General features: G+C 56.7%; 25 protein-coding genes and 1 tRNA gene. 3 read left to right on the forward strand and 23 right to left on the reverse strand.

Annotated features, from left to right (window positions below; translation table 11 throughout):
• Positions 1–50: 50 nt before the first annotated feature.
• The 3 genes from ACO5Z0_RS02565 to ACO5Z0_RS02575 are packed head-to-tail and all read right to left on the reverse strand — an operon-like array spanning position 51 to position 1,843.
• Complete coding sequence (locus tag ACO5Z0_RS02565) at positions 51–809, reverse strand: energy transducer TonB (protein WP_485649084.1); 759 nt, start codon at positions 807–809, stop codon at positions 51–53.
• 1 nt (position 810) lies between these two features.
• Positions 811–1,227 carry an ExbD/TolR family protein gene (locus ACO5Z0_RS02570; RefSeq protein ID WP_485649085.1) on the reverse strand — a complete coding sequence of 139 codons (417 nt, stop codon included), beginning with the start codon at positions 1,225–1,227 and terminating at the stop codon, positions 811–813.
• Complete coding sequence (locus ACO5Z0_RS02575; protein ID WP_485649086.1) at positions 1,217–1,843, reverse strand: MotA/TolQ/ExbB proton channel family protein; 627 nt, start codon at positions 1,841–1,843, stop codon at positions 1,217–1,219. The genes ACO5Z0_RS02570 and ACO5Z0_RS02575 overlap by 11 nt, the downstream gene beginning before the upstream one ends.
• Before the next feature lie 308 nt (positions 1,844–2,151).
• Here ACO5Z0_RS02575 and ACO5Z0_RS02580 point away from each other — a divergent pair, with 308 nt between their 5' ends.
• A complete protein-coding gene (locus tag ACO5Z0_RS02580) occupies positions 2,152–2,601 on the forward strand; it encodes a low molecular weight protein-tyrosine-phosphatase (RefSeq protein ID WP_485649087.1) in 450 nt (149 codons plus the stop codon).
• Between the two features lie 99 nt (positions 2,602–2,700).
• Here ACO5Z0_RS02580 and ACO5Z0_RS02585 read toward each other — a convergent pair whose 3' ends face one another.
• From ACO5Z0_RS02585 to ACO5Z0_RS02605, 5 genes are all read right to left on the reverse strand, one after another.
• Entirely contained in the window at positions 2,701–3,420 is a 720-nt protein-coding gene (locus ACO5Z0_RS02585) for a DUF4198 domain-containing protein (RefSeq protein WP_485649088.1), read from the reverse strand.
• 165 nt (positions 3,421–3,585) lie between these two features.
• On the reverse strand, positions 3,586–4,686 hold the full coding sequence (locus ACO5Z0_RS02590) for a metal ABC transporter permease (protein ID WP_485649089.1): 1,101 nt from the start codon (positions 4,684–4,686) through the stop codon (positions 3,586–3,588).
• Entirely contained in the window at positions 4,683–5,552 is an 870-nt protein-coding gene (locus ACO5Z0_RS02595; protein WP_485649174.1) for a metal ABC transporter permease, read from the reverse strand. The genes ACO5Z0_RS02590 and ACO5Z0_RS02595 overlap by 4 nt, the downstream gene beginning before the upstream one ends.
• A gap of 2 nt (positions 5,553–5,554) precedes the next feature.
• Positions 5,555–6,277 carry a metal ABC transporter ATP-binding protein gene (locus ACO5Z0_RS02600; protein WP_442676693.1) on the reverse strand — a complete coding sequence of 241 codons (723 nt, stop codon included), beginning with the start codon at positions 6,275–6,277 and terminating at the stop codon, positions 5,555–5,557.
• Between the two features lie 92 nt (positions 6,278–6,369).
• Positions 6,370–7,329, reverse strand: a complete 960-nt coding sequence (locus ACO5Z0_RS02605) for a metal ABC transporter solute-binding protein, Zn/Mn family (RefSeq protein ID WP_485649090.1) — start codon at positions 7,327–7,329, stop codon at positions 6,370–6,372.
• Between the two features lie 614 nt (positions 7,330–7,943).
• Between ACO5Z0_RS02605 and ACO5Z0_RS02610 the strand changes: the two genes are divergently transcribed.
• A complete protein-coding gene (locus ACO5Z0_RS02610) occupies positions 7,944–8,396 on the forward strand; it encodes a MarR family winged helix-turn-helix transcriptional regulator (RefSeq protein WP_485649091.1) in 453 nt (150 codons plus the stop codon).
• A 106-nt stretch (positions 8,397–8,502) separates the two neighbouring features.
• Complete coding sequence (locus ACO5Z0_RS02615) at positions 8,503–9,390, forward strand: P-loop NTPase (protein ID WP_485649092.1); 888 nt, start codon at positions 8,503–8,505, stop codon at positions 9,388–9,390.
• A 116-nt stretch (positions 9,391–9,506) separates the two neighbouring features.
• Here ACO5Z0_RS02615 and ACO5Z0_RS02620 read toward each other — a convergent pair whose 3' ends face one another.
• From ACO5Z0_RS02620 to dnaJ, 15 genes are all read right to left on the reverse strand, one after another.
• The gene (locus ACO5Z0_RS02620; protein ID WP_485649093.1) at positions 9,507–12,146 is read right to left on the reverse strand and encodes an autotransporter outer membrane beta-barrel domain-containing protein; all 2,640 of its coding nucleotides are present in this window, start codon (positions 12,144–12,146) and stop codon (positions 9,507–9,509) included.
• 322 nt (positions 12,147–12,468) lie between these two features.
• The gene (locus ACO5Z0_RS02625; protein ID WP_485649094.1) at positions 12,469–13,308 is read right to left on the reverse strand and encodes a LapA family protein; all 840 of its coding nucleotides are present in this window, start codon (positions 13,306–13,308) and stop codon (positions 12,469–12,471) included.
• 71 nt (positions 13,309–13,379) lie between these two features.
• Entirely contained in the window at positions 13,380–15,371 is a 1,992-nt protein-coding gene (locus tag ACO5Z0_RS02630) for an EAL domain-containing protein (protein ID WP_485649095.1), read from the reverse strand.
• A gap of 157 nt (positions 15,372–15,528) precedes the next feature.
• A complete protein-coding gene (gene folK, locus ACO5Z0_RS02635; RefSeq protein ID WP_485649096.1) occupies positions 15,529–16,101 on the reverse strand; it encodes a 2-amino-4-hydroxy-6-hydroxymethyldihydropteridine diphosphokinase in 573 nt (190 codons plus the stop codon).
• Complete coding sequence (gene folB, locus ACO5Z0_RS02640; protein ID WP_485649097.1) at positions 16,098–16,457, reverse strand: dihydroneopterin aldolase; 360 nt, start codon at positions 16,455–16,457, stop codon at positions 16,098–16,100. The genes folK and folB overlap by 4 nt, the downstream gene beginning before the upstream one ends.
• Complete coding sequence (gene folP / locus ACO5Z0_RS02645; RefSeq protein ID WP_485649098.1) at positions 16,444–17,313, reverse strand: dihydropteroate synthase; 870 nt, start codon at positions 17,311–17,313, stop codon at positions 16,444–16,446. The genes folB and folP overlap by 14 nt, the downstream gene beginning before the upstream one ends.
• A 5-nt stretch (positions 17,314–17,318) precedes the next feature.
• Positions 17,319–17,885 carry a GTP cyclohydrolase I gene (gene folE, locus ACO5Z0_RS02650; protein WP_485649175.1) on the reverse strand — a complete coding sequence of 189 codons (567 nt, stop codon included), beginning with the start codon at positions 17,883–17,885 and terminating at the stop codon, positions 17,319–17,321.
• A gap of 78 nt (positions 17,886–17,963) precedes the next feature.
• A tRNA-Arg gene (locus ACO5Z0_RS02655) sits at positions 17,964–18,038 on the reverse strand.
• Between the two features lie 46 nt (positions 18,039–18,084).
• On the reverse strand, positions 18,085–18,723 hold the full coding sequence (locus tag ACO5Z0_RS02660) for a DUF421 domain-containing protein (RefSeq protein ID WP_485649099.1): 639 nt from the start codon (positions 18,721–18,723) through the stop codon (positions 18,085–18,087).
• A gap of 12 nt (positions 18,724–18,735) precedes the next feature.
• Positions 18,736–19,188: a DUF3290 domain-containing protein gene (locus tag ACO5Z0_RS02665; RefSeq protein ID WP_442676623.1), complete on the reverse strand. Its 453-nt coding sequence runs from the start codon at positions 19,186–19,188 to the stop codon at positions 18,736–18,738.
• 62 nt (positions 19,189–19,250) lie between these two features.
• A complete protein-coding gene (locus ACO5Z0_RS02670) occupies positions 19,251–20,090 on the reverse strand; it encodes a metal ABC transporter permease (RefSeq protein ID WP_485649101.1) in 840 nt (279 codons plus the stop codon).
• Positions 20,090–20,956 (reverse strand): metal ABC transporter ATP-binding protein, encoded by an 867-nt coding sequence (locus ACO5Z0_RS02675; RefSeq protein ID WP_485649103.1) that lies wholly within the window; start codon positions 20,954–20,956, stop codon positions 20,090–20,092. Before ACO5Z0_RS02675 ends, ACO5Z0_RS02670 begins: the two co-directional genes overlap by 1 nt.
• Positions 20,957–21,058: 102 nt before the next feature.
• Positions 21,059–21,796: an ABC transporter permease gene (locus tag ACO5Z0_RS02680; RefSeq protein ID WP_485649104.1), complete on the reverse strand. Its 738-nt coding sequence runs from the start codon at positions 21,794–21,796 to the stop codon at positions 21,059–21,061.
• Entirely contained in the window at positions 21,797–22,663 is an 867-nt protein-coding gene (locus ACO5Z0_RS02685; protein WP_485649105.1) for an ABC transporter ATP-binding protein, read from the reverse strand.
• Positions 22,664–22,913: 250 nt separating this feature from the next.
• Positions 22,914–24,083, reverse strand: a complete 1,170-nt coding sequence (gene dnaJ, locus ACO5Z0_RS02690) for a molecular chaperone DnaJ (RefSeq protein WP_315410592.1) — start codon at positions 24,081–24,083, stop codon at positions 22,914–22,916.
• Positions 24,084–24,170: the final 87 nt, after the last annotated feature.

Here is a 24,170-nt window from a genome sequence, read left to right on the forward strand (position 1 = left end):
TCACCTTCCTTTTGGAAAGCTCCTATATGATTTCCATGAAACGCCAGCCTTTACGTCGGCGGCGTTTGCCCCTTCGCGTGAAGCTCTCTGAGGAACAGTTCCTTATTCACGCGGATGCGCTTGTTCTCGTCGTCCTCGTAAGCATGGCTGCCCGAGCCATCGAACGGAAAGCGCAGGAGGCGCTTCGTTTTCATCGGATGTCCGTTCGTATCGAGTGCAGGCTCGAACTTGAAGCTCTGAATCGCGTTCAAAACAAGCTGGTTGACGACCGTACGGCCCGAGCCTTGCGTAAAGCGATAGCCTGTGATCTTGCCTTGCTCATCGATACTCACAAGGATGCCGACCGTACCGCGAAAGTCTGTGCCGCGCGTGTCGGGCGTATTGCCCGACGCAATCAAGACGCCGACCGCCTGCGAAGGAGGCGCCGGCGGCAGGATATCCTTGCCGTCCTCGCCGCTCTTCTTCGCCTCTTCCTCCTGCTTCTGCAGCTCCGCCACCGCCTCGTCCAACTCGGCGGCTTCCGTCGGCGACGTCTCCGTCGGGATGACATCTTCGGGCGGCGTCTCCACAGGCGGCGTCTCCGGCTTCGGCGGTTCGGGCGGTTCCGGCTTCGGCGGATCGGGCTTCTTCTCTTCCATCTCGCCCGAAGAGCCTTCTTCCGGGAGATCTACGACCTCCATCTCCTGCACCGCCAGGGGATCGCCCTCGAAATCGAGCAGAGGCAACGCCAGAGCCAGACCGAGCCAGACGAAGAAGTGCAGGAAGATCGCTGCGACGACCGTCGTGCGCCAGTAGCTCTTGAACCGCATCTCACTGCCTCCCCGCCGCCGTCTCCGTCGCGATCGAAACATGCTTCGCGCCCGAACGCTTCAAGAGATCGAGCACAAGCACGACAGCTTCATAATCCGCTTTCTTATCGCCGCGCAGCACAAACACCGTATCGGGGTCGCTCTCCAAAGACGCCTTCACCTTACCCGCCAAATCCTCGTTCGGCAGCTCGTCCTTGTCGTAGAGCACATCGCCCTTCTCCGTCACCGTAATCGGCACGATATCCGGGCGCGTCTCCATCTTCCCCGCAGCCGCCTGCGGCAGCGCGACCTGCACCGTATTCGTCTGCACCATGTAAATCGTACTGATCATGAAGAACACGAGCAAAAAAAGCATGATGTCGATCATCGGAATGATCATGACGAGCGGCTCTTTCGTAACACGAAAATCACGCCGCATAGCCATCCTCCCCCGTCTTCTTCAAGGCGTTCCGCACGGCGGCAGCCGCCTTGTCGAGCATGGCGAGCATCTCATCAAGCTTCTGCACGAAATACGTATGCACGATGAGCGAAAAAATCGCCACGCAAAGCCCCGTCGCCGTCGCGATCAGCGCCTCGCCGATGCCGCCTGTGATGGCAAGCGGCTCGCCCGCACGCACGCTGAAGATACTGAACGACTCGATCATGCCCGAGATCGTACCGAGAAGCCCCAAGAGCGGCGCCATCGTCACGATCATCGACAGATAGTTGAGCCTCTCCCTCAGACGCATCGCCATATCGGCGTACGCCGTGTCGAGCGCGAGCGTCAAGTCGTCGCCCGCCGCCGCCGCGCGCACGCCGATCTCGGCGATGTACGCGGGCGCCGTGTTCTCTACGCGGCATACCTCCGCCGCCTGTTTCAGATCGTTCCCCTTGAGAAGCTCCGGCAGCTTCGCGACGAAATCGCTCGCTCCCCTGCCCGCTTGACGGTAGAAACGAAAGCGCTCGATGGCAATGACCGCAACAGCGATCGAGCAAGCGAGAAGGGCGAACATGACAGGACCGCCCTTTTGAAACAATTCCCACGTATTTTCCACAAAAGCATCTCCTTCAAAGGATTGTCCGTTAAATAAACTGATGAGAACAGTTATTTATATCACGTTTGTGAGTATATCACAGACTGCGTTAGAATTCAATATGAAAATGAAATTTGTTCATATTTGATAAAGATTCATTTCTTCCCTCTTCGGATAAGACCGTATGCGAGCCTCTGAATCGCTTGAAAAGCTGCGTTCTTTTCGATACAATTATACGGACGAAAGCCATGTGAATTCAAACGCCCTGCCATAATAAGGAAAGGCCAACAGCCGTGGCAGAGCGCTGCAATAGGGAGAGGAGATTTTCCATGCAAAAGATACTTTTTGTCTGCCACGGCAACATCTGCCGCTCGACGATGGCGGAGTTTGTGATGAAGGAACTCGTGCGCCGCGCAGGACGCGAAGCGGAGTTCATCATCGACTCACGCGCGTGCCGCACGGACGCGATTGGCAGCGACACCCACCCCGGTACAAAGAAGATCCTGCAAGAGAATGGCATCCCCTTCACGCCTCGTGCAGCGCGACAAATCCGGCGCGAGGACTATGCACAATGGGATGATATCATCGCTATGGACGAGGAAAATATGCGCGACCTCATGCACCTTTCGAGCGGCGACCCCGACGGCAAGATTGCACTTCTGCTCTCCTTTGCAGGTGAGAAGCGCGAAGTCGCCGACCCTTGGTACACCGGCAATTTTGCCGCGACCTACGACGATGTCCTGCGCGGCTGCTCGGCGCTGCTGCAAAAGCGCCTGTGAATGTACGCGACATACAGCAAACGAAAATACCGCAAGCACAATGCCTGCGGTATTTTTTGCTGCGCTTTCGCGCATTGTTCCATGAATCCGATGTCTTTCTTACTCCGCCGGAATGATGAACGACAGCGAGCTGAAAATCTTCTCCGTCACGATCGGATCGTCCGTGGGGAAGCCGACTTCGACGCCGATGACGTTGAGACCGTTGTTTGCCACGCGCACGGTGATGTAGCCGTTCGCATCCGCGTTCATTTCCGTCGTGAGATCGCCGAGCACGTCAGCGATGACGGGCGCATTCGCATACGGCTGACCATCCTTGTAGATGCGCAGACGCAGCGTATCGCCGCGGCGAAGCGTCAAGGGATTGACTGCAGGCACGATCTGAATCGGCACGTTGTAGAGACCACCCGGCTTCACAGCCTCGTTCCAATAATGCACGTTGTACTTGCGCGCATACGTCACTGCCTTGAGGTTCTCAACGCTCGCATAGTCGCGCGTCGGAATGACCTGACCGTCCGTCGTCTTGGCGAAGTAACCGTAATCGAAGAACGTCGCCGTCACGCCGAGGTCGTCGTCCGGCACGATCGTCACATGGTTGCCTGCATCGACGCGCTCGACCGTCGTCGGCTCGAAGTTCACATCGTAGGCATCGATGCGCTGTACGCACGCGGGATCATAGGCGTTGTCCAAGGGCCCTTCACCGAGCACGAGCGCCTTCTGATCGAGGCGGTTCGCATAGAACACGCCATGCGCGTCCACCGTCGTCGCATACATGCCGAGACCCATCGCAGCGCCGAGCGCCGCCGCCAAAAATTTCTTCATCCTTCTTCCTCCCATCAAAAACAATGACCTGCGGAACAAATGCTGTTCCATGCTTTTCCATTATAATTCAAACGAAAAAAATTTGCAATATCCTTAAAGGTTCGCGGATGAAATGAAGCTGTCCGAATTTTGGAAAATGAAGCGCACAGGACATCCGCGTTTCCCTCAGATCACATACTCCTCGCAAAGCGCACGATAGCGCTCCTCCCCCTTCTCCGTCAGCAGGTAGTAACCGCCCGAGCGTCGCACGATGCCGGCTTCCTTCAGTCTTTCGCTGACGCGCCGCATCTCCCTTTCGCTCCAGCGCAGATGCTCGGAGATGTCGCGCACGGCGTTTTCCTCGCTGTAAAGGTTCTCGGCGGTATGCGTGCCAAGATGGATGATCAAAAGCTCCTCCTTGAGCCGCGCCTTGCGCCGTATGCGCTTCAAGCGCCGCGTAATCACGCCCTTTGGATGGACGAATACGGCGATGACATAGATGAGCATGTTGACGAGTGCGCACATGCCCGCCATTGAGGCATTGAAGTGAAGCGCAAGACCGTAGCCGACGGCGCTGCCGAGGACGCCGAAAAGTACGGCGAGGAAGAGCGCGTGATGCAGGCGCTTCGTGAAGAGCAGCGCCGCAGCCGCGGGCGCGATGAAAAACGAGATGACGAGGATCGAGCCGACGGCATCGAACGCCGCGACCGTCGTCAGGGAGATCAACGTCATGAGCGCATAGAAGATCGCGCCCGTCGCCATGCCGATAAGACGTGCGTTCTCCTCGTCGAAGGTCGAGAGCTTGAGTTCCTTATAAAAGAGCGTGATGAACGCCGCATTGACGAGGAAGATTGCGCCCATCTTGACGGCGGATGCCGCGACCTCATGCCCGAAGATCGTCACCGTGTCAAGTCCCGCGTAGACGACCTCACCCATCAGCACCATGTCGGTGTCGAGATGCACATTGCCCGCATACTTGCTGATGAGGATGACGGCGAGTGAAAACAGCATCGGAAAGACGATGCCGATCGCGTCGTCGCTCTTCGTCGTCTTCGTCTTTCCCAGAAGCTCAACGAGCAGCACCGTCACGACGCCCATGAGCGCCGCGCCGATCAAGAGCCACGGCGACGAGAGGTCGCGCACGAGGAAGAACGCCAGCACGATGCCGAGGAGCACCGTGTGGCTGATCGCATCCGCCATCATCGAGAGGTTGCGCAGAAGCAGAAACACGCCGGGCAGGGCGCACGCCGCCGCCGTCAGAGCGAGCACGAGCAAAGAATCCGTCATGCCTCATCCCTCCTTCCGCGCTTTCTGAACACGCCCCGCTTGCCGAAGAGCATGGACAAAAAAGCGATGGCGGAAGCCGCGAGGATGATGCTCGGTCCCGTTGACATCCCCTGCTCCAGCGTACTCACATAAGTACCGGCAAGCGCTGAGACGACGCCGAAGACGGCGCTCAAGAAGAGCACACGCACAAAATCGTCCGACCATTGGCTCGCCGCGACGCATGGGATGATGAGGAACGAGCTGATGAGGATCGCACCGACCGCCTTGATGCCGATGCCGATGACAGCGATCGTCAAAAAGGGCAGGAGAACCTGCAAAAAGCGTACAGGCAGCCCCACGGCACGCGCATACTCCGCATCAAAGACGAATACCTTCAATTCCTTATAGAAGCAGAAGAGCAGCGTCGCGCAGAGGGCGGCGACGAGAGCGATGAGCTTCACATCGGCTTCGAGCATATACGCCGCCTGCCCGAAGATGTACGTCTCAAGCCCCGCCTGCGACGCGCCGCGATAGGCTTCATTCCCTTGAATGAAGCTCTTCAAGACCATGCCGAGGCCGAAGAAGCCCGAGAGGAATACGGCAAGGTTGGCATTGAGTCCGACGCGCGTGTTCTCGTTCGCCGCCTGAATGGCGAAGAAAGTGACGGCAGCAGCCGCCATCGCGCCGACGAGAAGCACGGCGGGACTGCGCGTCGAAAACGCCATGAATGCGAGGACGACGCCCGGAAACGTCGCATGTCCGATGGCGTCGCCGATGAGGCTCTGCCCCTTGTAGACGCTCAAAGCGCCAACAGGCGCCGCGACAGCTGCGAGAAGCGCCGTGCCGAGAGCAATGATCTGAAAGGTGTAATTCAGCAGCGTGTCCATCGTCATCGCTCCTTCGGGCGGAAAGCGAGCGCAAGCGCCGCCTCCTTGTCCATATCCTTCAAGTAGCCGCTCGCCTTGATCGTGCGGTTCAGGACAACGAGATAGTCGAAATACATATCGAGCGTCGAAAGATCGTGATGCACGGCGATCACCGTCTTGCGCTCCTTCTGCAGCGCGACGAACTTGTCCATGACGATGCGCTCCGTCGTCTCATCCACACCCGCCAGCGGCTCGTCCATGATGTAGAGATCGCTCTCCTGCGCGAGCGCGCGCGCGATAAAGACGCGCTGCTTCTGTCCGCCCGAAAGCTCCGAGATCTGGCGCTCGGCGAGTTTTTCGAGCTGCATCTCAGCGAGCGCCGCCCTCGCCCTCTCGCGATCTTCTTTGCCCGGGCGGCGCACGAGCCCGATATGCACATAGCGCCCCATGAGCACGACATCGAACACCGTCGTCGGGAAATCCCAGTTGACCGCGCCGCGCTGCGGCACATAGGCGATGCGCTCGCGCACCTCATCGATCGTCTTGCCCCAGATGCGCACATAGCCGGCGACGGGCTTTTCAAGACCGAGAACCCCCTTCAAGAGCGTCGATTTTCCCGCGCCGTTCGGCCCGACGATCGCACATCGCACGCCCGTCGGCACATCGAGATCAATGTCCCAGAGCACCGCGCTCTCGCGGTACGCCATCGTCACATCTTCCACATGAAGCAGCATCTTTTCTCCCATATTCCGCCCTCTTTCCCTAGAATCAGCCAACTCAAACGCACCAACCGACAAAAGCAAAAAAGGGCGGTCGCCCGCCCTTTTTGCCCTTTTCCTTACTTCAGATGACGGACGATCAGATCGACGTCAAAACGATACATGTCGATGAACGTATCTCCCTTCTGCCCTGCGGGTGCGAGCGAATCGGAAAACAGTTCATTCCCCTCGCCGCCGACGATCTCGACATCGAAGCCCTTCGATTTGCATATTTCCTGCAGCTTCTTCATGCGCTCGGGATTCGTCGTGCTCTCGGCAAAGACCGCCTTGACCTTGTGCTCAACGATGAAGTCTGCGGTCTTTTCAATGTCGGCATTCGCCACCTCGGAATTCGTGCTCACGCCCTGCGGCGCGACGACCGTCATGCCATAGCTCTTCGAGAAATAGTTGAAAGCGTCGTGCGGCGTGACGAGGTTGCGCTTGCCTTCGGGAATCGAGGCGATCTTCTCCTTGACCTCGGCGTCGAGCGCATCGAGCTTGGCGAGGTACGCGGCACAATTCGCCCGGATCTCCTTCTCATGCTCGGGCACGAGCTTGGAGAGACTCTCCGCCGCCTTCTCCGTCGCCTTCTTGTAGAGCGCGATGCTGAACCAGAAGTGCGGGTCAACGACGCTCTCGCCGTCCTCTTCCATGCGCAGTACAGCGTCCGTCGGGAAATCCGCCGTCACCGCCGTACCGCGCTTTTCAAGGATCTCGACCATCTTGCCCTCGAAGTGCAGTCCGTGGTAGAGCACGAGATCGGCATCCTTGAGCTTTTTGAGGTCTGCCGGCTGCGCGACGTAAAGATGCGGATCCTCACCCGCCGGAATGATGAGATCGACATCAACATAGTCGCCCGCCAGTTCCTTCGTCATATCGGCGAGGAATGACGTCGTGACCGTTACCTTCTTCTTTGCGCCCGCCGATGAGTCTCCCGACGCACCGCCGCATCCCGCCGCCAGAAGCGCTGCCGCAAGGCAGACCGCCAGCAGGAACATCCCCTTGCCGCTTCCCCGAACCATTCTCTTCAAAAAATTCATACTGCACCTTCTTCCTTTAATTTCTTAGCATGTAGTATAACATGTTTCTCGCAGTATGTAAATGAAATCAATTATCATTATTTTACTTATCCTGTAGACTTTTAGAGATAAGATTCATCTATGATGCCTCTCACCTCATTTTCATAGATAAAAACAGCATGCGTCTCCCATCGGAAACTCATGCTGTCGGATTCCTTGCAGCCATTGCCTCATGCAGAATGATCCTTCCCGCAAAGAGGCATGAGCCTATTCAGCACTTCCTTAAACTTTTTCGCACTTCTTCACCAAGAAGCCGAAATGCCGTAGCGCATACAAAGGTTGATACTGCCAAAACAACTGTGCTCATCATGAAAACCTCCTATATTCATCCAAATCAATCACACCCTACTTCAAAGCCAATCTTTGCAGGGTCAAATTTCCAATGCGTCCATATAAGCAGGGCCCCGATCCATTTCGTATGTAAGGGAACCTGTTTACATCTCTTATTATACACCGCAATCATATTTTGTCAAATATAATTTTATAAAATTTTATTTCTCTATATTTTATTTGCTTATATTGTATTTATCTGCTAAAATATCAAAAAAAAGAATCATTCTATGGAGATGTTGTCAATGGCAAAAAAGGAATTCGATCCTCTTCTTCTGGAAAACCAGTTTTGTTTCCCGCTTTATGCTACGGGGCGCAAGATCGTCGCTGCCTACAATCCCTTTCTGAAAAAGATCGGCCTTACCTATGCACAGTACGTCACGATGATGGTGCTCTGGGAAGAACATACCGTCACCATGCACGACCTCGGCAAGCGTCTGTACCTTGACTCCGGCACCCTGACGCCCGTGCTCAAGAAGTTGGAAAGCATGGGCTATCTGAAGCGCCGCCGCAAGGCGGACGATGAGCGCGTCGTCATCGTGGAGATCACGCAGGAAGGGGAAGCCCTGCGCGAAGAAGCCGAAAAGATTCCCTATGCGATGGGCTGTTTGGTCAATAAAAAAGGTACGCTGTTCACGCTCGAAGAAGCCGAGGCGCTCAAAGAGCAGCTTTATCGTATTCTTCGTGCACTGGAATAACGCAGCATAGCGTCGCCAGCCTATTGACAATTCAGAAAAACCGACTAATATAGAGGATATACTTGATTAAGCAGATAAAGTTTCCATGATAAAGGAGAGATTCATCATGAGTGAAAATTGCAGCAGCAGCGGATGCAGCAGCTGTTCTTCAGCAGGCGGCTGCGGCAGCGCACAGCAGGAGCCGCAGAGCCTTTTGACCCCGCCGAACGAACGCAGCAGCGTCAAGCGCGTCATCGCCGTCATGAGCGGCAAAGGCGGCGTCGGCAAGTCGCTCGTCACCGCACTTCTCGCGACCGCGATGGCGCGGCGCGGGCATCGCGTCGGCGTGCTCGACGCTGACATCACGGGGCCTTCGATCCCAAAAGTTTTCGGTGTCAAGGGTGCGGTGCAGAAGGCATCCGCCGATTCTGCGGGCATTCGACCCTTGAAGAGCGCGGGCGGCATCGACGTCATGTCGATCAACCTGCTTTTGAAAGACGAGTCCGACCCCGTCGTCTGGCGCGGTCCCATCGTCGCCGGCGTCGTGCAGCAGTTCTGGCAGGACGTCGTCTGGGAAAATGAGGACTATCTCTTCGTTGACATGCCGCCGGGAACGGGCGACGTTCCCTTGACCGTACTCCAATCGCTGCCCATCGACGGCATCATCGTCGTGACCTCGCCGCAGGAACTCGTCTCCATGATCGTCGAAAAGGCTGTTAAAATGGCGGCTCTAATGAACGCCCCCGTGCTCGGCATCGTCGAAAACATGGCGTACTTCAAATGCCCTGACTGCTCGAAGGAGCATAAAATCTTCGGCGACAGCCATATCGAAGAGATTGCCCGCGACTACTACCTGCCGCTTCTCGCGCGTCTGCCGATCGAGCCGAAGCTCGCCGCACTCTGCGACGCCGGCAAGATCGAATCGTTTGAAGGCGACTGGATCGATGCGGCAGCGCTGCTCCTCGAAGAGCTTCCCGAGCACGGTGCAGCCGAAGTCGAAGACTTCCAAGCATAATATACGCGAAGAACCCATACAAAAAGGGCTGTTCATGCGTCGAATTCGACACATGAACAGTCCTTTATATATCTTGCTGCTCGCCGGATTTCCCTGCGGAATCTACGTCTCAGCGCTTAGAAGCTGAAACGCACGCCTGCGTCCACACGCCAATGATCATGAACATCTGTACGGAACGATCTTGTGTAGCCGGTATAAGCATACGCCCTGTCGCTCAAAAGAACGCTGCCGCCCGCTTCCAGCTCCATCCATGTATCTTTCAAGGAAACATGCGTGCTCTTCGGCGTATAGCCCGGCTCATGATAGCGCACATCAAGGTCGCCGGCAAATTCATGCGCCAGACCCAGCTTCAAAAATACGTTGCTCGCTTTCGTTTCCTGACCGATCCCAAGTCCCAGCTTGCCGACAGCGCTGTTGAAAGCATCCTGGCGCACATGCAGGATATTGCTGCCGTTGCGTGCGGTGCTGTCATCGCCCTGCAGATGCCCCAACGTCAGCTCGGCGCTCGGCTCGATATAAAAGCCGCCGGGCTGCGCAAAGCGTTTGCCGTATTCTGCACTCGCTGAAATGCCAAAGTTCTTATGATCCCCTTGCAATTCGACGGCGCTGTTACGCACGGTAAAATCACCGCTCAGGCGGTTGGCACGCACGATAAGGTCGAGATACGAGCCATCCTTCTGCTGCTTGACGCCATAAACCGCCAATCCCACAAGGCGGTCATCGGCGCTGGAGCCTGCACTGCTGCTCTTCATCTTGCCGTAGTCAACGAGCGCGCCAACCGTCCAATCCTTGACGTCACGATCATAGCCCACCTGTACGATGCCATAGCTCTGACTCATATCGACGCCTTGATCGTTCATGAACGTCTTGCCGCCCAAATATTTGACCCATGCGCCGCGCTCCGCATTCTTCAAACGCAGCTCACCCATGCGCCGCGCAAGATCGTTGTTGTTGTTACGCCATGCCAAAGCACCTGCGGTCAACGCCGTTTTCGTCTCTCTCATGATCACGGTTTCACTCGGACCATAGGTGACAGAGGGCGGCAGCTCTTGATAGGCATATTGCCCCTGCCCGTTCTCGCGCTTATAGGTCATACTTTCGGTGCGAAGCGCTGCGCTCGGCGTCGTCAGACCTTCTGCGATCTCCACCTTACCTTTGAGATTCTCTTCCCCATCTTTATAGGCGCTGTAGAAGAGCTTCTGCGCCAAGGCATGGAGCGCTGCATTGACCTTGTTCTTATCCTCCGGCGCACCTGAGCTTGTATCGAGTCCTGCAGCGTCGGTGCGCAGGGTGATGCCGCTTCCCGCTGCAGCCTTCTTGATCACGACGTCGCCGCCTTGAATCTTCGTCGGATCGGCTGCATCATGCTTATATAGCACCTGCGTATAGCCACTGTACTTTTCCACTTGAATCGGGCGCTCATCTTCCTGGAAAATGCGTCCTGCCGCCTCCGGCGTCGCGCCGCCCATAAGAGAAAGCACCTTGCTGCCCGTGAATTTATGCGTTACGCCGCGCCAAGGTGTTTCGGGCAGCATCGCGCCCCACGCGGCATTATGCCACTCGGCGCCGTTTTGCAGGTACATACGCAGTCCCGTATTTTCACGAATCGCCTTTTTGTCCGGCTCATTCTTGCCATGCTCTTTGAAGTCGTCCAATACAACGCCATGAAAAACAGAATCCGCCGTTGTCAAACCCAAGTTAATCGTCGTCGGCGAAGTTCCTGTGATCTTTCCCGTATCTTCTTCACGATCAATGAGACCGATATTTCCATAGATTTTGGTTGAACGATCGCCGGCGCCTATGACATTCCCTGCGGCATCGAGACGCACATTCATGTGAATGACACCCTCTTCCGCATTTAAGGAAAAGTGCGGCAAATTATCATCCTTCTGCGTTCGTATCACACCGCCGCCTTTGATCGTGATGAGCGAACGACCACCGGCATGAACGCCCGTACCATCGACGTCAACATCAGCATCCCCGTTGATTGTGACGCGACTGCCCGCTTTATCATTATCGTAGTTCAGTCCCGCAAAAATTCCGTTGACGTAGTAGTGCCGCAAAAACGCCGGCGGACGATGCTCCGAAGCTGCAGCCTGCTCCGGTACGCGCACATGGATTTTCGCATTGCCGTTGATTACGACATTGCCGTGATGCGTAGTAGCGATGCCGTTGGTGAATGTCGGATCCACCTCGCCCGTCGCATCGGGATCTTTATAATATTTGCTCTTCACGTTAATATCAACATCACCGTTCACGGTAACGGTCGCATTCTTTGTCTGATCGGACGCACAGACGATACCGAAGGTCTCTTTGCCGCCGCCGCTCATCTTGGTTGAATCCACATTGAGTATGAGTTTTTTTACCGTGATATTGACATCCTTGACCTTTTTGTAATTGTGACCTGCTTTGAAGTGGCGTCCGCAATAACTCTGCACGCCGTACTCGTCCTTGGAATTCAGCGTGAGCGTGACATCCGGCGCATTGAGTCGGATCAGATTGCTTTCGCCCGTGATAGACCTCACATTCAATATGCTGTCTTTGCCAAATTCATACGTTTTTCTGCTGTTGTCCCAAACCTTGTATTTCTTAAAATCACCGCTCAATGTAAATTTTCCATCTATACGCCCTTGATTGAACTCCGTACCGGTCTGCTCCGCCGCTAAGGCAGACGAGCTGATGCCCAAGCTCAACAAAACACCTGCCGTCAAAAGGCTGTACCTGCTCTTCTTCCATTTCTTGCAAAAACTTCGCATCATATTCCTCCCATGAACGATAAAGAAAACATATAGTATAAAATAATTTTATCTTATACTTCCATAAGGAATAATAATGCACTCATAACTTGTATGTCAAGATTAGATTAGATTAGATTAGATTAGATTTTAATTAAAATAAAGCAGCTTTGACGGTCCTCTTCGATAAATTTTCTTCATAAGAACAACCGTCGCAAATATCTGCCAAGTAAATACTTATATGTATAGATACTTGCGACAATCTGACGAACTTCATTTTATCCCCCATTCCTGAAACAGAAAAACTCCGGCAGGAGACGACCTTTCCTGCCGGAGGTTTTCTCTATGCTTCACGCTCTCCTGAGAGCGTGATCTTACCGGGACGCAGAGGCGCCCAAAGTTTTCCCATCAGATTGAAGCGCGCGGGAGCGTCGAGCGTCATGTGCGTATATTCCTTGCCTTCTTGATAGTTGGATGCAAAGGCTTCCTTCATGCCGCAGAAGCGATGACGCTCCTCATTATAGATGAGCGCCGGATTCGGCACGACGTGATAATCGTCTGCATCGCCGTCCTTCTTAAGCGCCCAGAAGTCGCCCTCGTCGCGCGATTCAAAAGTCGGCGGTGCGTTCGGGTCGAGCTTTCGCGCTTCGGGATTCGTGCAGGTGAACGTCTGGATGGGGAACTCCGCCAAAAGGCTGCTGAGTCGAGCTTCGCGCAGCGCCGCATCCTCTATGCCGTTCGCCTCGCCGTATGCTTCCATGAAGCGTTCCAGCGGCGTCAGCACTTTCTCGGGCGCAGCTCGCACCGCCGGTTCCGGCTCCGGCTCAACCACGGGCAGAGGCTCGAAGGGGGACGCCAAATCTTCCTGCGGCTCCGGCTCGAAAGCCTCCTCGCCATAAACATGACGGCGCAGATCGCGAACCTCCCGTTTCAGCTTGGTATAGCCGACAATCCCCAAGATGATCAAAGCGAGGAGCATGAAGATCAGAAATGCTTCAATCAAAATCGTCACATGGTAAAACTCCTCGACATCTTCGAGCAGCATACCGACAACACCGCGCAGCTGTTCAAGCTCCTGTGGATCGACGCGCGCAGCGAGCGCGTCCGCGCTCATTCCTGCCAAAAAGCCGACGGCAAGAGCAGCCGTCCGCCGCCCTGCCCGCTTCATCCGACTCTTTTTCATTTCCAATATTCCTCCCGCACGGCAGGACGCTCTTCGCCGAAAAAACAGCGAACCGGCTTGCCGCTCTTTTCTCAACCGGCGCTCTTGCAAAAATACTTTGCCTCAAACTCCGCAACCGGCATGGGCTTCGCGAAGAAATAGCCCTGGAACATGTCGCAGCCGAGCGACCGCAGATGCTCGACCTGCTCCTTCGTTTCCACGCCCTCCGTGATGACGCGCATCCCGAGCCATTTCGCCATAGCGATGACGGCGTTCAAGATGACGGAACTGCGCTTGGTGTTGCCTGTCTGACGCAGGAAACCCATATCAATTTTCAGGATGTCCGCCTCGATGTCCTTGAGCATCGAAAGCGAGGAATAGCCGCTGCCGAAGTCGTCGATTTCCACCTCGAAGCCTGCGCCCTGGAGGCGGGCGATGAGTTTGCGATACTTGTCGATGTCGCTCATGAGCGCCGTCTCCGTGATCTCCAGCTTCAGCTGCTTGGGGTCGATGCCGTACCGCTTCACAATGTCCGTCACTGTCTGGTAGATATCGAGATGAAGCATATCGTTGACGGAAATATTGACGGATATCGTCAGCCCTTCCTTTTCCGTGCCCTGCCAGCTTTTCAGGATTGCCGCCGCTTCTTCCCAGACATACTGATCGAGACGATGGATCTGCCCTGCATTCTCCAAGATGCCGATGAACTGCCCGGGCACAAGGATACCTTTTTCCGGATGATTCCAGCGCACGAGCGCTTCCGCGCCGAGAAGCTCCCCCTCGGCGGATACCTGCGGCTGCAGATAGACGGCAAGCTGCCGTTCCAATATCCCATCGTCAAAACTGCCCAAGATCTCTTTCTCGCGCAGCGTGCGCTCCATGAGCGCGTCATTGTAGAACTCCACCTTGTTGCCGTTCTCGCTGTGTACGAGCGAGAGCGCGAGATGTGCGCGGTCGCACATGACGGCGATGGGCATCTGCACCTCTTGGATCTCATAGATGCCCAGATGGATGCTCAGCTTGAACGTGCTGCTGTCAAACGTCCTGCTCAAAAGCTCAAGACCTTCCCGCAGGTCATGTTCCGTGAAGCGTTCCTTGTCAACATAAGCGGCGAAATGATCGCCATGCAGCCGACCTGCAGCGCCCGAATCCATAGCGAGATCGGAGAAGAATTCCGCCAGGCTCTTCAAGATCTCATTGCCCTTCTCCTCGCCCATGAGCTCATTGACGAGTTTGAAATCCTTGATGTTCGAGCAGATGATGTAGCGTCCGCCTTTCACGCCGTAGTCAAGCTCTTCGCGCACAGCGCCGTAGAAGCCCTCGCGGTCGTACAGTCCCGTGAGCTTGTCGCGCGACCAGGAAAGCTCCGCGCTCTCCTTCTCGGACTCCGTATGCGTGTCACGAACGGCATAGTAGTATCCCTTGTAACGACCGTCGGCGTCGAAGAGCTTCGCCATGGTTACCCGATAGATGAACTTCTCTCCTTCGAGAAAAAAATCCTGCTCCCATGACGCAACGCTTTCCCACGGGCTTTCCCACGTTTCATCCTTGAGCCATGCGGCGAAGAAGCGCCGCAGAAGCTCCATCTCGCCGGGCGGCACCTGAAACAGGCGGTACGCCTCAAGGTTTGCATAGATGCAGGAATCTTCTACGTTGAAGCACAAGACGCCCGCATGTGCCGTATCCTTGACGCGCGAGAGAATCTGCAGCACATCGCGGTCGCGCATCTCGCGCGCGGCGGCGCTGCGCGGATAATTCGTCACAAGCTCCATCGCACAGTGGAAAATGCTCTTATCTGGCATCTCCACCTCAATCGGCGTCGAAAGAACATGATAGATATGATCGTTCGAAACCTCATCCTTTTCCATCTTCTTCTGTGACTGATCGGCGCAAAAGCTCGTACAATGACGACAGCGATGCTCCCTGCCCCAAGTGTTGAAACAGCGGCCTTCGCTGCGCACGGTTCCGTCTTCCTCAAAATAAAGCACCTTGCAAGCCTTTGCATCAACAAAGCGAACGAGGTCGTATATCGGCGCAAGGTTTTTCTCCAGCTGACGCGCTTCTGCCATACTGAACCTAGCCATGCTTTACCCTCCTAGAATACCACGGAGAGGACAGACGCGCCATCCAAACCCTTTGGCGTACTTCTCATGAAATTACAATTAACCATGTCTATTCTACCATGTATTAACAGAAAAAGATAGCTTTTCTTATCATTACGCACATGAATTTCTTTCATATTTATAAAGATGGGGCACGAAACCGTTTTCGGCAAACCTTTGCATCCGACGAGCGCTCAAGCCACTCATCTATGCGCTTTTCTTGGACGATAAGCCCAGATTCGATCTCATAAAGCGGCACAAGGACAAACGCTCGCTCGTGCAGGTATGGGTGCGGCAAGCGAAGCTCCGGCGCAGCGCTCGTATAGCCTTCGGCGAAAAGCAGATCGATGTCGATCATGCGCGGTCCCCAATGCTCCCTGCGCACACGGCCGAGCGCACGCTCAATGCGCTGGGCAGCGCGCAGCAGGAGAAGCGGCAGCAGATGCGTTCGGACGACGGCGCAGGCATTGAGAAACGGGGGCTGATTCGTCTCGCCCCAAGGCGGCGTCTCATAAAAAGAGGATACGCGCATGAGCTGCGTTCCCTCGATATGCGAAAGAAGACGCAGCGCACGCTTCAGGGATGCACAGCGGTCGCCAAGATTCGCGCCAAGGCTCAGATAGACGAGATAAGGCCGAGGGGCACAGCCGGGACGACAGTGCGGCTGTCCGACTGCAGCGGCAGGCTCACGCTTCGTCGCTTCATCGCTCATGCGCGGCTCCTCTCCATGCGCACGCAGACGTCGCGGAACGCCCCCTTGATCGGCGCCGCCGGCTTATGCACGGCGACCTCGACACGAGAGAGCGCATATCGTTCGAGCAGTCTCGCCGCGACTTCTTCCGCCACCGCCTCAATGAGATTCTTCGCCGCGCCCTCGACGACCTCGCGCACATCGGCAAAGACCGCCGCATAATCGACGCTCTTTTCAAGATCGTCCGTCCGCCCCGCCTCCTGCAGGTCGAGATGGAGTACGACATCGACGAGAAATGTCTGCCCGCTTTGCCGCTCTTCGGCAAAGCAGCCATGACAGCCGAAGAACTCCATACCCGAAATCTCAATCCTGTCCATGCTTTTTGCCCTCCAAGATGATGTCTGCCATGCGGCACATGCGCACGATCTCCTTGACGTCGTGCACGCGCACGATGGATGCGCCGGCGGCGACGCCGAGCACCGCCGCCGCGCCCGTCGCTTCGAGCCGCTCCTCTACAGGCAGATCGAGCGCATAGCCGATGAAACTCTTGCGGCTCGCCCCCAAGAGCAGCGGATACGGCTCTCCATCCAGTGCGCACAGCTCACGCAGACGATGCAGCACCTCGATGTTCGCCGCCGGCGTCTTGCCAAAGCCGATGCCGGGGTCAAAGATCACCTGATCCGCAGCCACACCCGCTTCCGAGGCAATCGCCAAGCTCTCGCGAAAGAACGCCTGCATGGCGGCGACGATGTCCTCTCGGTACTCGGTGCGCGCCTGATTGTGCATGACGACGACGGGCGCGTGGTATTCGGCTGCGATGCGAGCCATCGCGCCGCGTTCTTCCGCCGCGTACTGCAGACCCCATATATCGTTCAAGATGTCCGCACCAAGCCGCACGGCCTCACGCGCCGTCTCCGCCTTGAACGTATCAATGGAGATCGGCACGGGAATCTTCGGCGCTATATGCTCCAAAAAGGGGGCAAGACGCGCGATCTCAGCCGCCGCCGATACAGGGATGAAGCCGGGGCGCGACGACTCCGCGCCGACGTCGATGATCGCCGCGCCGTCCTCGACCATTTGCATGGCATGAGCAAGCGCCTTGTCCAGCGTGTTCCACTTGCCGCCGTCCGAAAAGGAATCGGGGGTCACATTCAAAATACCCATGACGAGCGTCCCGTCGCCGATGGTCAGCTCCTTGCCCGACGGCAGCCGGTAATGCCGCTTCGCTTTCATCCCCATCACTCCTTTGCCCCTCGCATCAAAAGCTCCCACGCTTCTTTCCGAAGCGCTGCATCCTCAGCGACCTTGCCGCCCGCCTCCGAGGTCAGCGTGCGTGTGCGCGGCGCAAGCTCGCCGCGCATCATCATACAGAGTTGACGCGCCTCGACGACGACGAGTGCGCCGTCCGCCGAAAGCCCCGCCATCACCGCATCGACAATCTCGCGCGTAAAGCGCTCCTGCAGCTGCGGCCTTCTTGCAAGAATACTTACGACGCGGACGAATTTGCTGAAGCCTGCAATCCTGCCGACCTTCGGCAAATAGGCGATATGCACTTCGCCGAAAAACGGCACGAGATGATGTTCGCACAGCGAGTAAAACGGAATATGCTGCACTGCCGTCAAACCATGCGCTTTTGTTTCGAACAGCTCGCCCCAGGCTAGAGACGCATCTTCTCCGCAGCCTGAAAAAAGCAGCTCGAACATCTCCGTCACGCGCTCCGGCGTCTTTTCCATGCCGTGCGCCGCGAGGTCAAGTCCCATCGCTTCAAGGAAGGTGCGCATCGCCGCACTCGCCTTTTCATTCATCGCACATCCCACCTCTCGCAGCATAAGCTCCATACGATAAAGAGGGCGCGAAACCGCGCCCTCCTTCAAATCACCCAATGGTGCGCTCGGCGGGAGTCGAACCCACGCTTTCAGCTCCGGAGGCTAACGTCCTATCCACTGGACTACGAGCGCATTAAATGTAATATATCACTTTTCCATAGGAAATGTCAATTCTTATTTATGCCCGTGCATCATACGGGTATACCGTGAGCGCACCTTCCTTATACTCGCCGATGTAGACATCCTTAAGCTCATAGCCCTGCTCTCTGAGCGCCGCATCGAGCCAAATCCTGTCCTTGTCGGCGATCTCCAGAGCATCGTCGTCCACCTGCCCATCGACAATGACAGGATAACGTGCGTTCTGCTCGCCGTATTGAATCACCGTAAGCTGACCGTTCTGCTCCAGGACGGCTCGCTTGACGTCCTTGACGAAGTAGACGCCTGCCATGCGCAGCTTCAGATGGATGTCGTGCGCCAAAAGACCGTGGCGCATACACTCTTCTACGTTGAGTCTGCCGCGCTCGATGATGCGCACGGGACTGCCGTCAATAAACGATTTGACGGGCGCACTGGTCGCTTTCATGTATTTCAGGATGAGGACGAGCATCGTCCATGCAACGAGCACGAGAAGAAAATCCAGAACGGAGATGCTGTCGTTGTAAATGACGCCGCCGATAATGCCGCCGAGAACGTAGTTCTGCACCTGATCCGTCGCGGAGCTCGGCGCAAGGTTCCCTTTGCCGAGAAGGTTGATCTGCAGCACAAGGCACAAAAGCCCGAGCGCGAGTTTCGCCAAAACCATCGAATATATGAACATGCCGTTTCCCTCCTACGAATCCTTATCCAGCAGCTTCACGTCGCGCGTCATCAGATGTGTCTCCTCATACTTGAAGGACGTAAAATCGCTGTTGAACGTGATCTCGTAATACTTGCCCCGCACCTCGACGAGAAGCCCCTGCTTCAAGTGCGTGGAGTTCGTGCGAATCTCCTCAGGCTCTACCTGCATCTCTTCTCCAAGGCTGTGCAGGAAGCCCGCCATGCGCGAAGTCTGCTCGCGGTCGTTCTTCGTCTGGCTGAAGCTGTTCCACTGTGCGCCGCCCAGAAAAGCGACGGCGAGGAAGAGGATGACGATGAGGTCGCGATAGCGCGTGACGAGGCGGTTGCGCAGATACTTGATGATAGCAAAAAGCAGCGCGAAGAGCGCGAGAAAGGACAGGCTATACTGCACGACGTCGTTGATCTGACTGTGCTGCACGATGTAAGCATAGGTATAGAATTGCAAACCGGGCACCTCCTATGTGCGGCGAACCGCCGCGAAGCCCGAACTGCCGCGAGAGCGCGGCTTTACCGCACAAAGTACGGCTTAAGCAGCAGCGTGAGAAAAAAAACGGCGGCGGCGACGACGACGATGCTCGCACCCGCCGCCATATTGCAATAGTAAGCGAGCACGAGCCCCGCAACGCCCGAAAAGAGCGCGACGGCGACAGACAGCAGATGGTAACTCTTGACGTTCTGCGCGATATTTCTCGCGGCAGCGGCAGGCAGCACAAGCAGCGAGTTGATGATGAGAAGCCCGACCCACTGGATGCTGACGGCGACGACGACGGCGAGCACCGAGGCGAAGAGCGCCTCCGTGAAGAAAGCGGCGACGCCGCGGCTTCGGGCGAACGATGCGTTGATCGAGAGCACGAGCAGCGAATTGAATATGACCGCCCAGACGAGAATGACAGCGAGAAAGACGAGAAAGAGCGAAGCGATCTCCTCGGGCGCGATCGAAAGAAGATCACCGATCAAGTACGAGGAATATTTGTTGAAACCGCCGCCGCGGCTCATAAGCATCAAACCGAGCGCAATGCCCGTCGAGGAAAAGACGCCGATGATCGTGTCCGTCGATGTGCTGCTGCGGCTCTTGATATAGGTGATGAGAAGTGCAAAGACGATGGAGAAGGCGACGAGCGAGAGAAGCGGCGAGAGCCACCCCAAAAGGACGCCGACGGCAAGCCCCGTGAAAGCGCCGTGTCCCAGAGAGTCCGAGAAGAATGCCATGCGGTTCGACACGACCATCGTACTCAGAAGCCCGAAAAGCGGCGTCACGAGCAGCACGGCGAGAAAGGCATTCTTCATGAAGCCGTGCTGCAGCCAATCGAAGGGCAGCGCGGCAAGAATCGCATAGAGAACTTCCATCAGTGCATCTCCCCGCTCTCTTTTTCTGTCCTTTCCTGCTTCGGCATCCCTTTGCTCTGCGTCGCAGCGGGCACATCTGCCGCCATCTCCTGCAAATCTGCACCCGCAAGCATACCGAAGATCTTCTTCGTGCGCACGTCGCCAAAGACCTCGGCGGGCGTGCCGCTCACGACGACCGCATGATCGAGCAGCACGACCTGATCGGCGTACTTCGCGACGAGATTCAGATCGTGCGAGATCAGAATGATCGCCATGTCCTCCTCAGCGCGAAGCTCGGCGACGAGCTGATAGAAAAGCTCCAAGCCATTCTGATCGACGCCCGAGACAGGCTCATCGAGGAGCAGAAGATCCGGCGCGGGATCGAGCGCGAGCGCAAGAAGCACGCGCTGCAGTTCACCGCCCGACAGCGCACCGAGCCGTCGATCAATGAGATGCTCGGCACGCACGCGCGCAAGGCTTTTTAAGACGCGAGGGCGCAGAGACTTCGTCGGAAAGAGCCATACGGGACGGCGCGAAAGACATGCCATGAAGATGTCCATGACACTCGTCGGCGAACTCACGTCGAAGCGCAAATACTGCGGCACATAGCCGATGACGGGATGTCCCGCACGCTTTCCCGCCGCATCCGTATAGGAGAGTCTTCCTTTGTGCGGCACTTCCCCAAGGATCGCGCGAAGAAGCGTTGACTTGCCTGCGCCGTTCGGCCCGATGAGCGCGGTAAGCTGCCCGCAGTGAACGTGCAGATTCACACCCGAAAAAATTTCCGCCCGTCCGAAAGATACGGCGAAGTCCTCGACCTTCGTGCAGCAAAGGTGCCCGCAGTCGTCCGCCGAACGCGCATGGTGATGTAAAATATTCTTAAACACAGGGGATCCTCTTTCTAAACACAGGAGTATACCTAGGGAAACGCTGATAAAATGAAGTCGCCCAGATTTGCAAAGATGGGAGCTGAATTTATCCGTGTTTCCCTAACGCGTCAGCTGCAAAAACGACCGCCTCGCAAGCCAAAAGCATCCGAGCGCGTACAGGGTGAGTACGCCAAAAGACAGAGCCGCACCCGCCCCGCCGCCCGCGAGTGTACGCAGGAGCACACTCGTATGCGTGAGCGGCAAAACCTCGATGAACACGCGCACGAGATCCGGCAGCGCCTGCGTCGAAAAAAATGTGCCGCAGAGGAACGACATCGGCAGCAGGACGTATGTATTGACCTGCCCCATCTCCTCATAGGTCTCGATCTTCATCGCCGCGATGAAGCCGATCTCAGCGAAGATCACACAATTCAGCACAAGCACGAGCAAAAAGAGCGGCGACAGTGCAAGCGCTGCACCAAAACCATAGGCAAGCGCGAGAATGATCGCAGAAGAAATAAGACCGCGCAGCACAGCCGCCAGCACCTTGCCGATGACAAACGCTGTCGGGCGAATCGGCGCGACGAGATACTCTTCAAGGCTTTTATGATAAATGCGCTCGGCGTGTACGGGAATCACGCTGTTGAAACTGATGTTCATGGAGTTGAGCGCAAGAATACCCGGCACAAGAAAATCGAGATATGTCCCCGAAGAAACCGTGATACTGCGTCCAAGCCCCCAGCCGAAAGCGATGAGGTATAGGAAAGGCGCGACCATCCGGCTCAAGATGAACTTCGTCAAGCGACGCTTCAGGACGATCCAATCGCGCCAGAATACTGTCCATATATCATAGAGCACTTACAGCCCCTCCTTTCGCCCTGTAAGCTCGATGAAAGCATCTTCCAGATTCGAGCGCCGTATGCTCGCCGCGCCGTCGAGCGATGCAGCAAACGCTGCGGCATCCCTGCGCTCGGCGAAATAACGGTACTCTCGCCCTCTCTCGCCGTCCCACTCGACGACGAAGCTGCCGAGGCTCTCAGAAAGGACTGTGGGCGCATCGAGCGCTGCGAGACGCCCGCGATTCATGATGGCGACACGGGCGCAAAGATTCTCCGCCTCCTCGATGTAGTGCGTCGTCAAGAGCACGGTGACACCCTCGTGCGCCATGCGGCGAATCAGCTCCCAAATGCGCCGCCGCACCTGCGGATCGAGTGCGACCGTCGGCTCGTCGAGGAAGAGGATCCGCGGCTGATGCACAAGAGCGCGGGCGATGAGAAGCCTGCGCTTCATGCCGCCAGACAGACGCCGCACAGGATCGCGCCGCACACCTGCAAGCTCGACGAAATCCAGCAATTCTTCGATGCGTGCGCGGCGCTGTGCCGCTCCTATGTGGTGCAGCCGCGCGTGCAGCTCAAGATTTTCGCCCGCCGTCAGATCCTGGTCGAAGTTCACCTGCTGCGGCACGACGCCGATCAGCTCTTTGATCGCCGCTTCATTGCCAAAAAGCGGCTTCCCCTCGTAAAAGATCCTGCCCGACGTCGGCTGTGTAAGCATCGTCAGCATACGAATCGTCGTCGTCTTACCCGCGCCGTTCGGCCCCAAAAGACCGAAGATCTCTCCGCGTGCAACGGCGAACGAAAGACCGTCCACCGCTCGCTTTACCGCTGCTTTTCCCGCCGCATCCGTATGACGAAACTCCTTTACGAGATTTTCCACGCGAATCAAGCCTGCACCCCCAACATCCTGCTGTTTCCTCTTCCTTTTATTCCTCAGTAGATTACTACAGAGACGACGCTGCGTCAACCATGCAAAGGAAAATATCCCTGTCTTTTACAACATACGAAATTTTTTCTTCATCCGCACGCAAAGGATGCAAAAAAGGAGCCGCCGAAGCGACTCCCTCGATCACCGTATTCCCGAAAAAGCGCACTTCATCCTGCAGCAAACGCCTTAAGGAATCACGGCTCCATCCGGATCACTTAAAGAAACTCTTCAGCGTATCCTTGAACGTCTTCTGCTCGGGATTGACACTTTCGCCGCATAGGTCGCCGAATGCCTTCAAGGCGTCCTTCTGCTTGCTCGTAAGCTTCTGCGGCGTCAAGACCTTGACGCGCACATGCTGATCGCCGCGCCCCGTGCCTCTTAGATGCGGGATGCCCTTGCCGCGCATCCTCAGCACCGTGCCCGACTGGATGCCCGCAGGAATCTTCAGTTCCGCCTTGCCGTCGATGGTCGGCACTTCGATCGTATCGCCGAGCGCCGCCTGCACGAAGGAGATCGGCACCTCGCTGATGACGTCCGCGCCGCTCCGCTTGAACAGCTTGTGATGCTTCACATAGATATAGACGTAGAGATCGCCGTTCGGGCCGCCGCGCTGCCCCGCTTCGCCGCCGCCCGAGATGCGCACGCGCTGCCCCTCGTCGATGCCCGCAGGGATCTTGACCTCGATCTTGCGGCTGACGCGCGTGTGACCCGTGCCGCCGCACTTCTTGCATGGATTCTTGACGACCTGCCCCGTGCCGCCGCAGCGGCTGCACGGACGCGAGGTCATGAAATTGCCGAGCGGCGTGCGCTGTGCCTTCTGCACCTGACCCGTGCCGTGGCAGTCGGGACACGTCTCGGGCTTCGTTCCCTCGGCAGCGCCCGTGCCGTGACATGCGTCACAGTTCTCCGTGCGCGGAACCGTCAGCTCGACCTCCTTGCCGAACGCCGCTTCTTCGAAGGTGATTTCCAAGTCGTAGCGCAGGTCGTTGCCCGGCTCAGGGCCTTTCGGCCCGCGGCGGCGACCGCCGCCGCCGAAGAAGGCGTCCATGATGTCGTCCATGCCGAAACCGCCCATGCCGCCGCCAAAGCCGCCGAAGCCGCCGCCGAAACCGCCGAAGCCCCCTGCGCCTCCCGCTCCGCCGCCCGCACCGTCAAACGCCGCGTGGCCAAACTGATCGTACGTCGATTTCTTCTGCGGATCGGAGAGGACTTGATAGGCCTCGTTGACCTCCTTGAACTTCTCGGCGGCTTCCTTCGGGTTGTCGCGGTTCAAATCGGGATGGTACTTGCGCGCCATCTTCTTGAACGCCTTCTTGATGTCCGCATCCGAAGCGCCTTTGGAGAGGCCGAGCACCTCATAGTAATCGCGTTTCTCGCTCACAATAAACACCTCACAGCGCTCAGTGCGCCTGTCCTTTATCGTCAAAAGAGTGCGGAGCATGAACTCCACGCTCCACACTCTCCGTCA

Source organism: Selenomonas sp., from assembly GCF_057272215.1.

Coding starts and splice junctions, on each gene's coding strand:
- ACO5Z0_RS02590 (WP_485649089.1), bottom strand. CDS start 4,686: ATGACGGATTCTTTGCTCGTGCTCGCTCTGACGGCGGCGGCGTGCGCC.
- ACO5Z0_RS02580 (WP_485649087.1), top strand. CDS start 2,152: ATGCAAAAGATACTTTTTGTCTGCCACGGCAACATCTGCCGCTCGACG.
- ACO5Z0_RS02630 (WP_485649095.1), bottom strand. CDS start 15,371: ATGGCTAGGTTCAGTATGGCAGAAGCGCGTCAGCTGGAGAAAAACCTT.
- ACO5Z0_RS02595 (WP_485649174.1), bottom strand. CDS start 5,552: ATGGACACGCTGCTGAATTACACCTTTCAGATCATTGCTCTCGGCACG.
- folE (WP_485649175.1), bottom strand. CDS start 17,885: ATGAATGAAAAGGCGAGTGCGGCGATGCGCACCTTCCTTGAAGCGATG.
- folK (WP_485649096.1), bottom strand. CDS start 16,101: ATGAGCGATGAAGCGACGAAGCGTGAGCCTGCCGCTGCAGTCGGACAG.
- ACO5Z0_RS02585 (WP_485649088.1), bottom strand. CDS start 3,420: ATGAAGAAATTTTTGGCGGCGGCGCTCGGCGCTGCGATGGGTCTCGGC.
- ACO5Z0_RS02660 (WP_485649099.1), bottom strand. CDS start 18,723: ATGTTCATATATTCGATGGTTTTGGCGAAACTCGCGCTCGGGCTTTTG.
- ACO5Z0_RS02615 (WP_485649092.1), top strand. CDS start 8,503: ATGAGTGAAAATTGCAGCAGCAGCGGATGCAGCAGCTGTTCTTCAGCA.
- folB (WP_485649097.1), bottom strand. CDS start 16,457: ATGGACAGGATTGAGATTTCGGGTATGGAGTTCTTCGGCTGTCATGGC.
- folP (WP_485649098.1), bottom strand. CDS start 17,313: ATGAAAGCGAAGCGGCATTACCGGCTGCCGTCGGGCAAGGAGCTGACC.
- ACO5Z0_RS02600 (WP_442676693.1), bottom strand. CDS start 6,277: ATGGGAGAAAAGATGCTGCTTCATGTGGAAGATGTGACGATGGCGTAC.
- ACO5Z0_RS02570 (WP_485649085.1), bottom strand. CDS start 1,227: ATGCGGCGTGATTTTCGTGTTACGAAAGAGCCGCTCGTCATGATCATT.
- ACO5Z0_RS02605 (WP_485649090.1), bottom strand. CDS start 7,329: ATGAATTTTTTGAAGAGAATGGTTCGGGGAAGCGGCAAGGGGATGTTC.
- ACO5Z0_RS02670 (WP_485649101.1), bottom strand. CDS start 20,090: ATGGAAGTTCTCTATGCGATTCTTGCCGCGCTGCCCTTCGATTGGCTG.
- ACO5Z0_RS02610 (WP_485649091.1), top strand. CDS start 7,944: ATGGCAAAAAAGGAATTCGATCCTCTTCTTCTGGAAAACCAGTTTTGT.
- ACO5Z0_RS02565 (WP_485649084.1), bottom strand. CDS start 809: ATGCGGTTCAAGAGCTACTGGCGCACGACGGTCGTCGCAGCGATCTTC.
- ACO5Z0_RS02620 (WP_485649093.1), bottom strand. CDS start 12,146: ATGCGAAGTTTTTGCAAGAAATGGAAGAAGAGCAGGTACAGCCTTTTG.
- ACO5Z0_RS02625 (WP_485649094.1), bottom strand. CDS start 13,308: ATGAAAAAGAGTCGGATGAAGCGGGCAGGGCGGCGGACGGCTGCTCTT.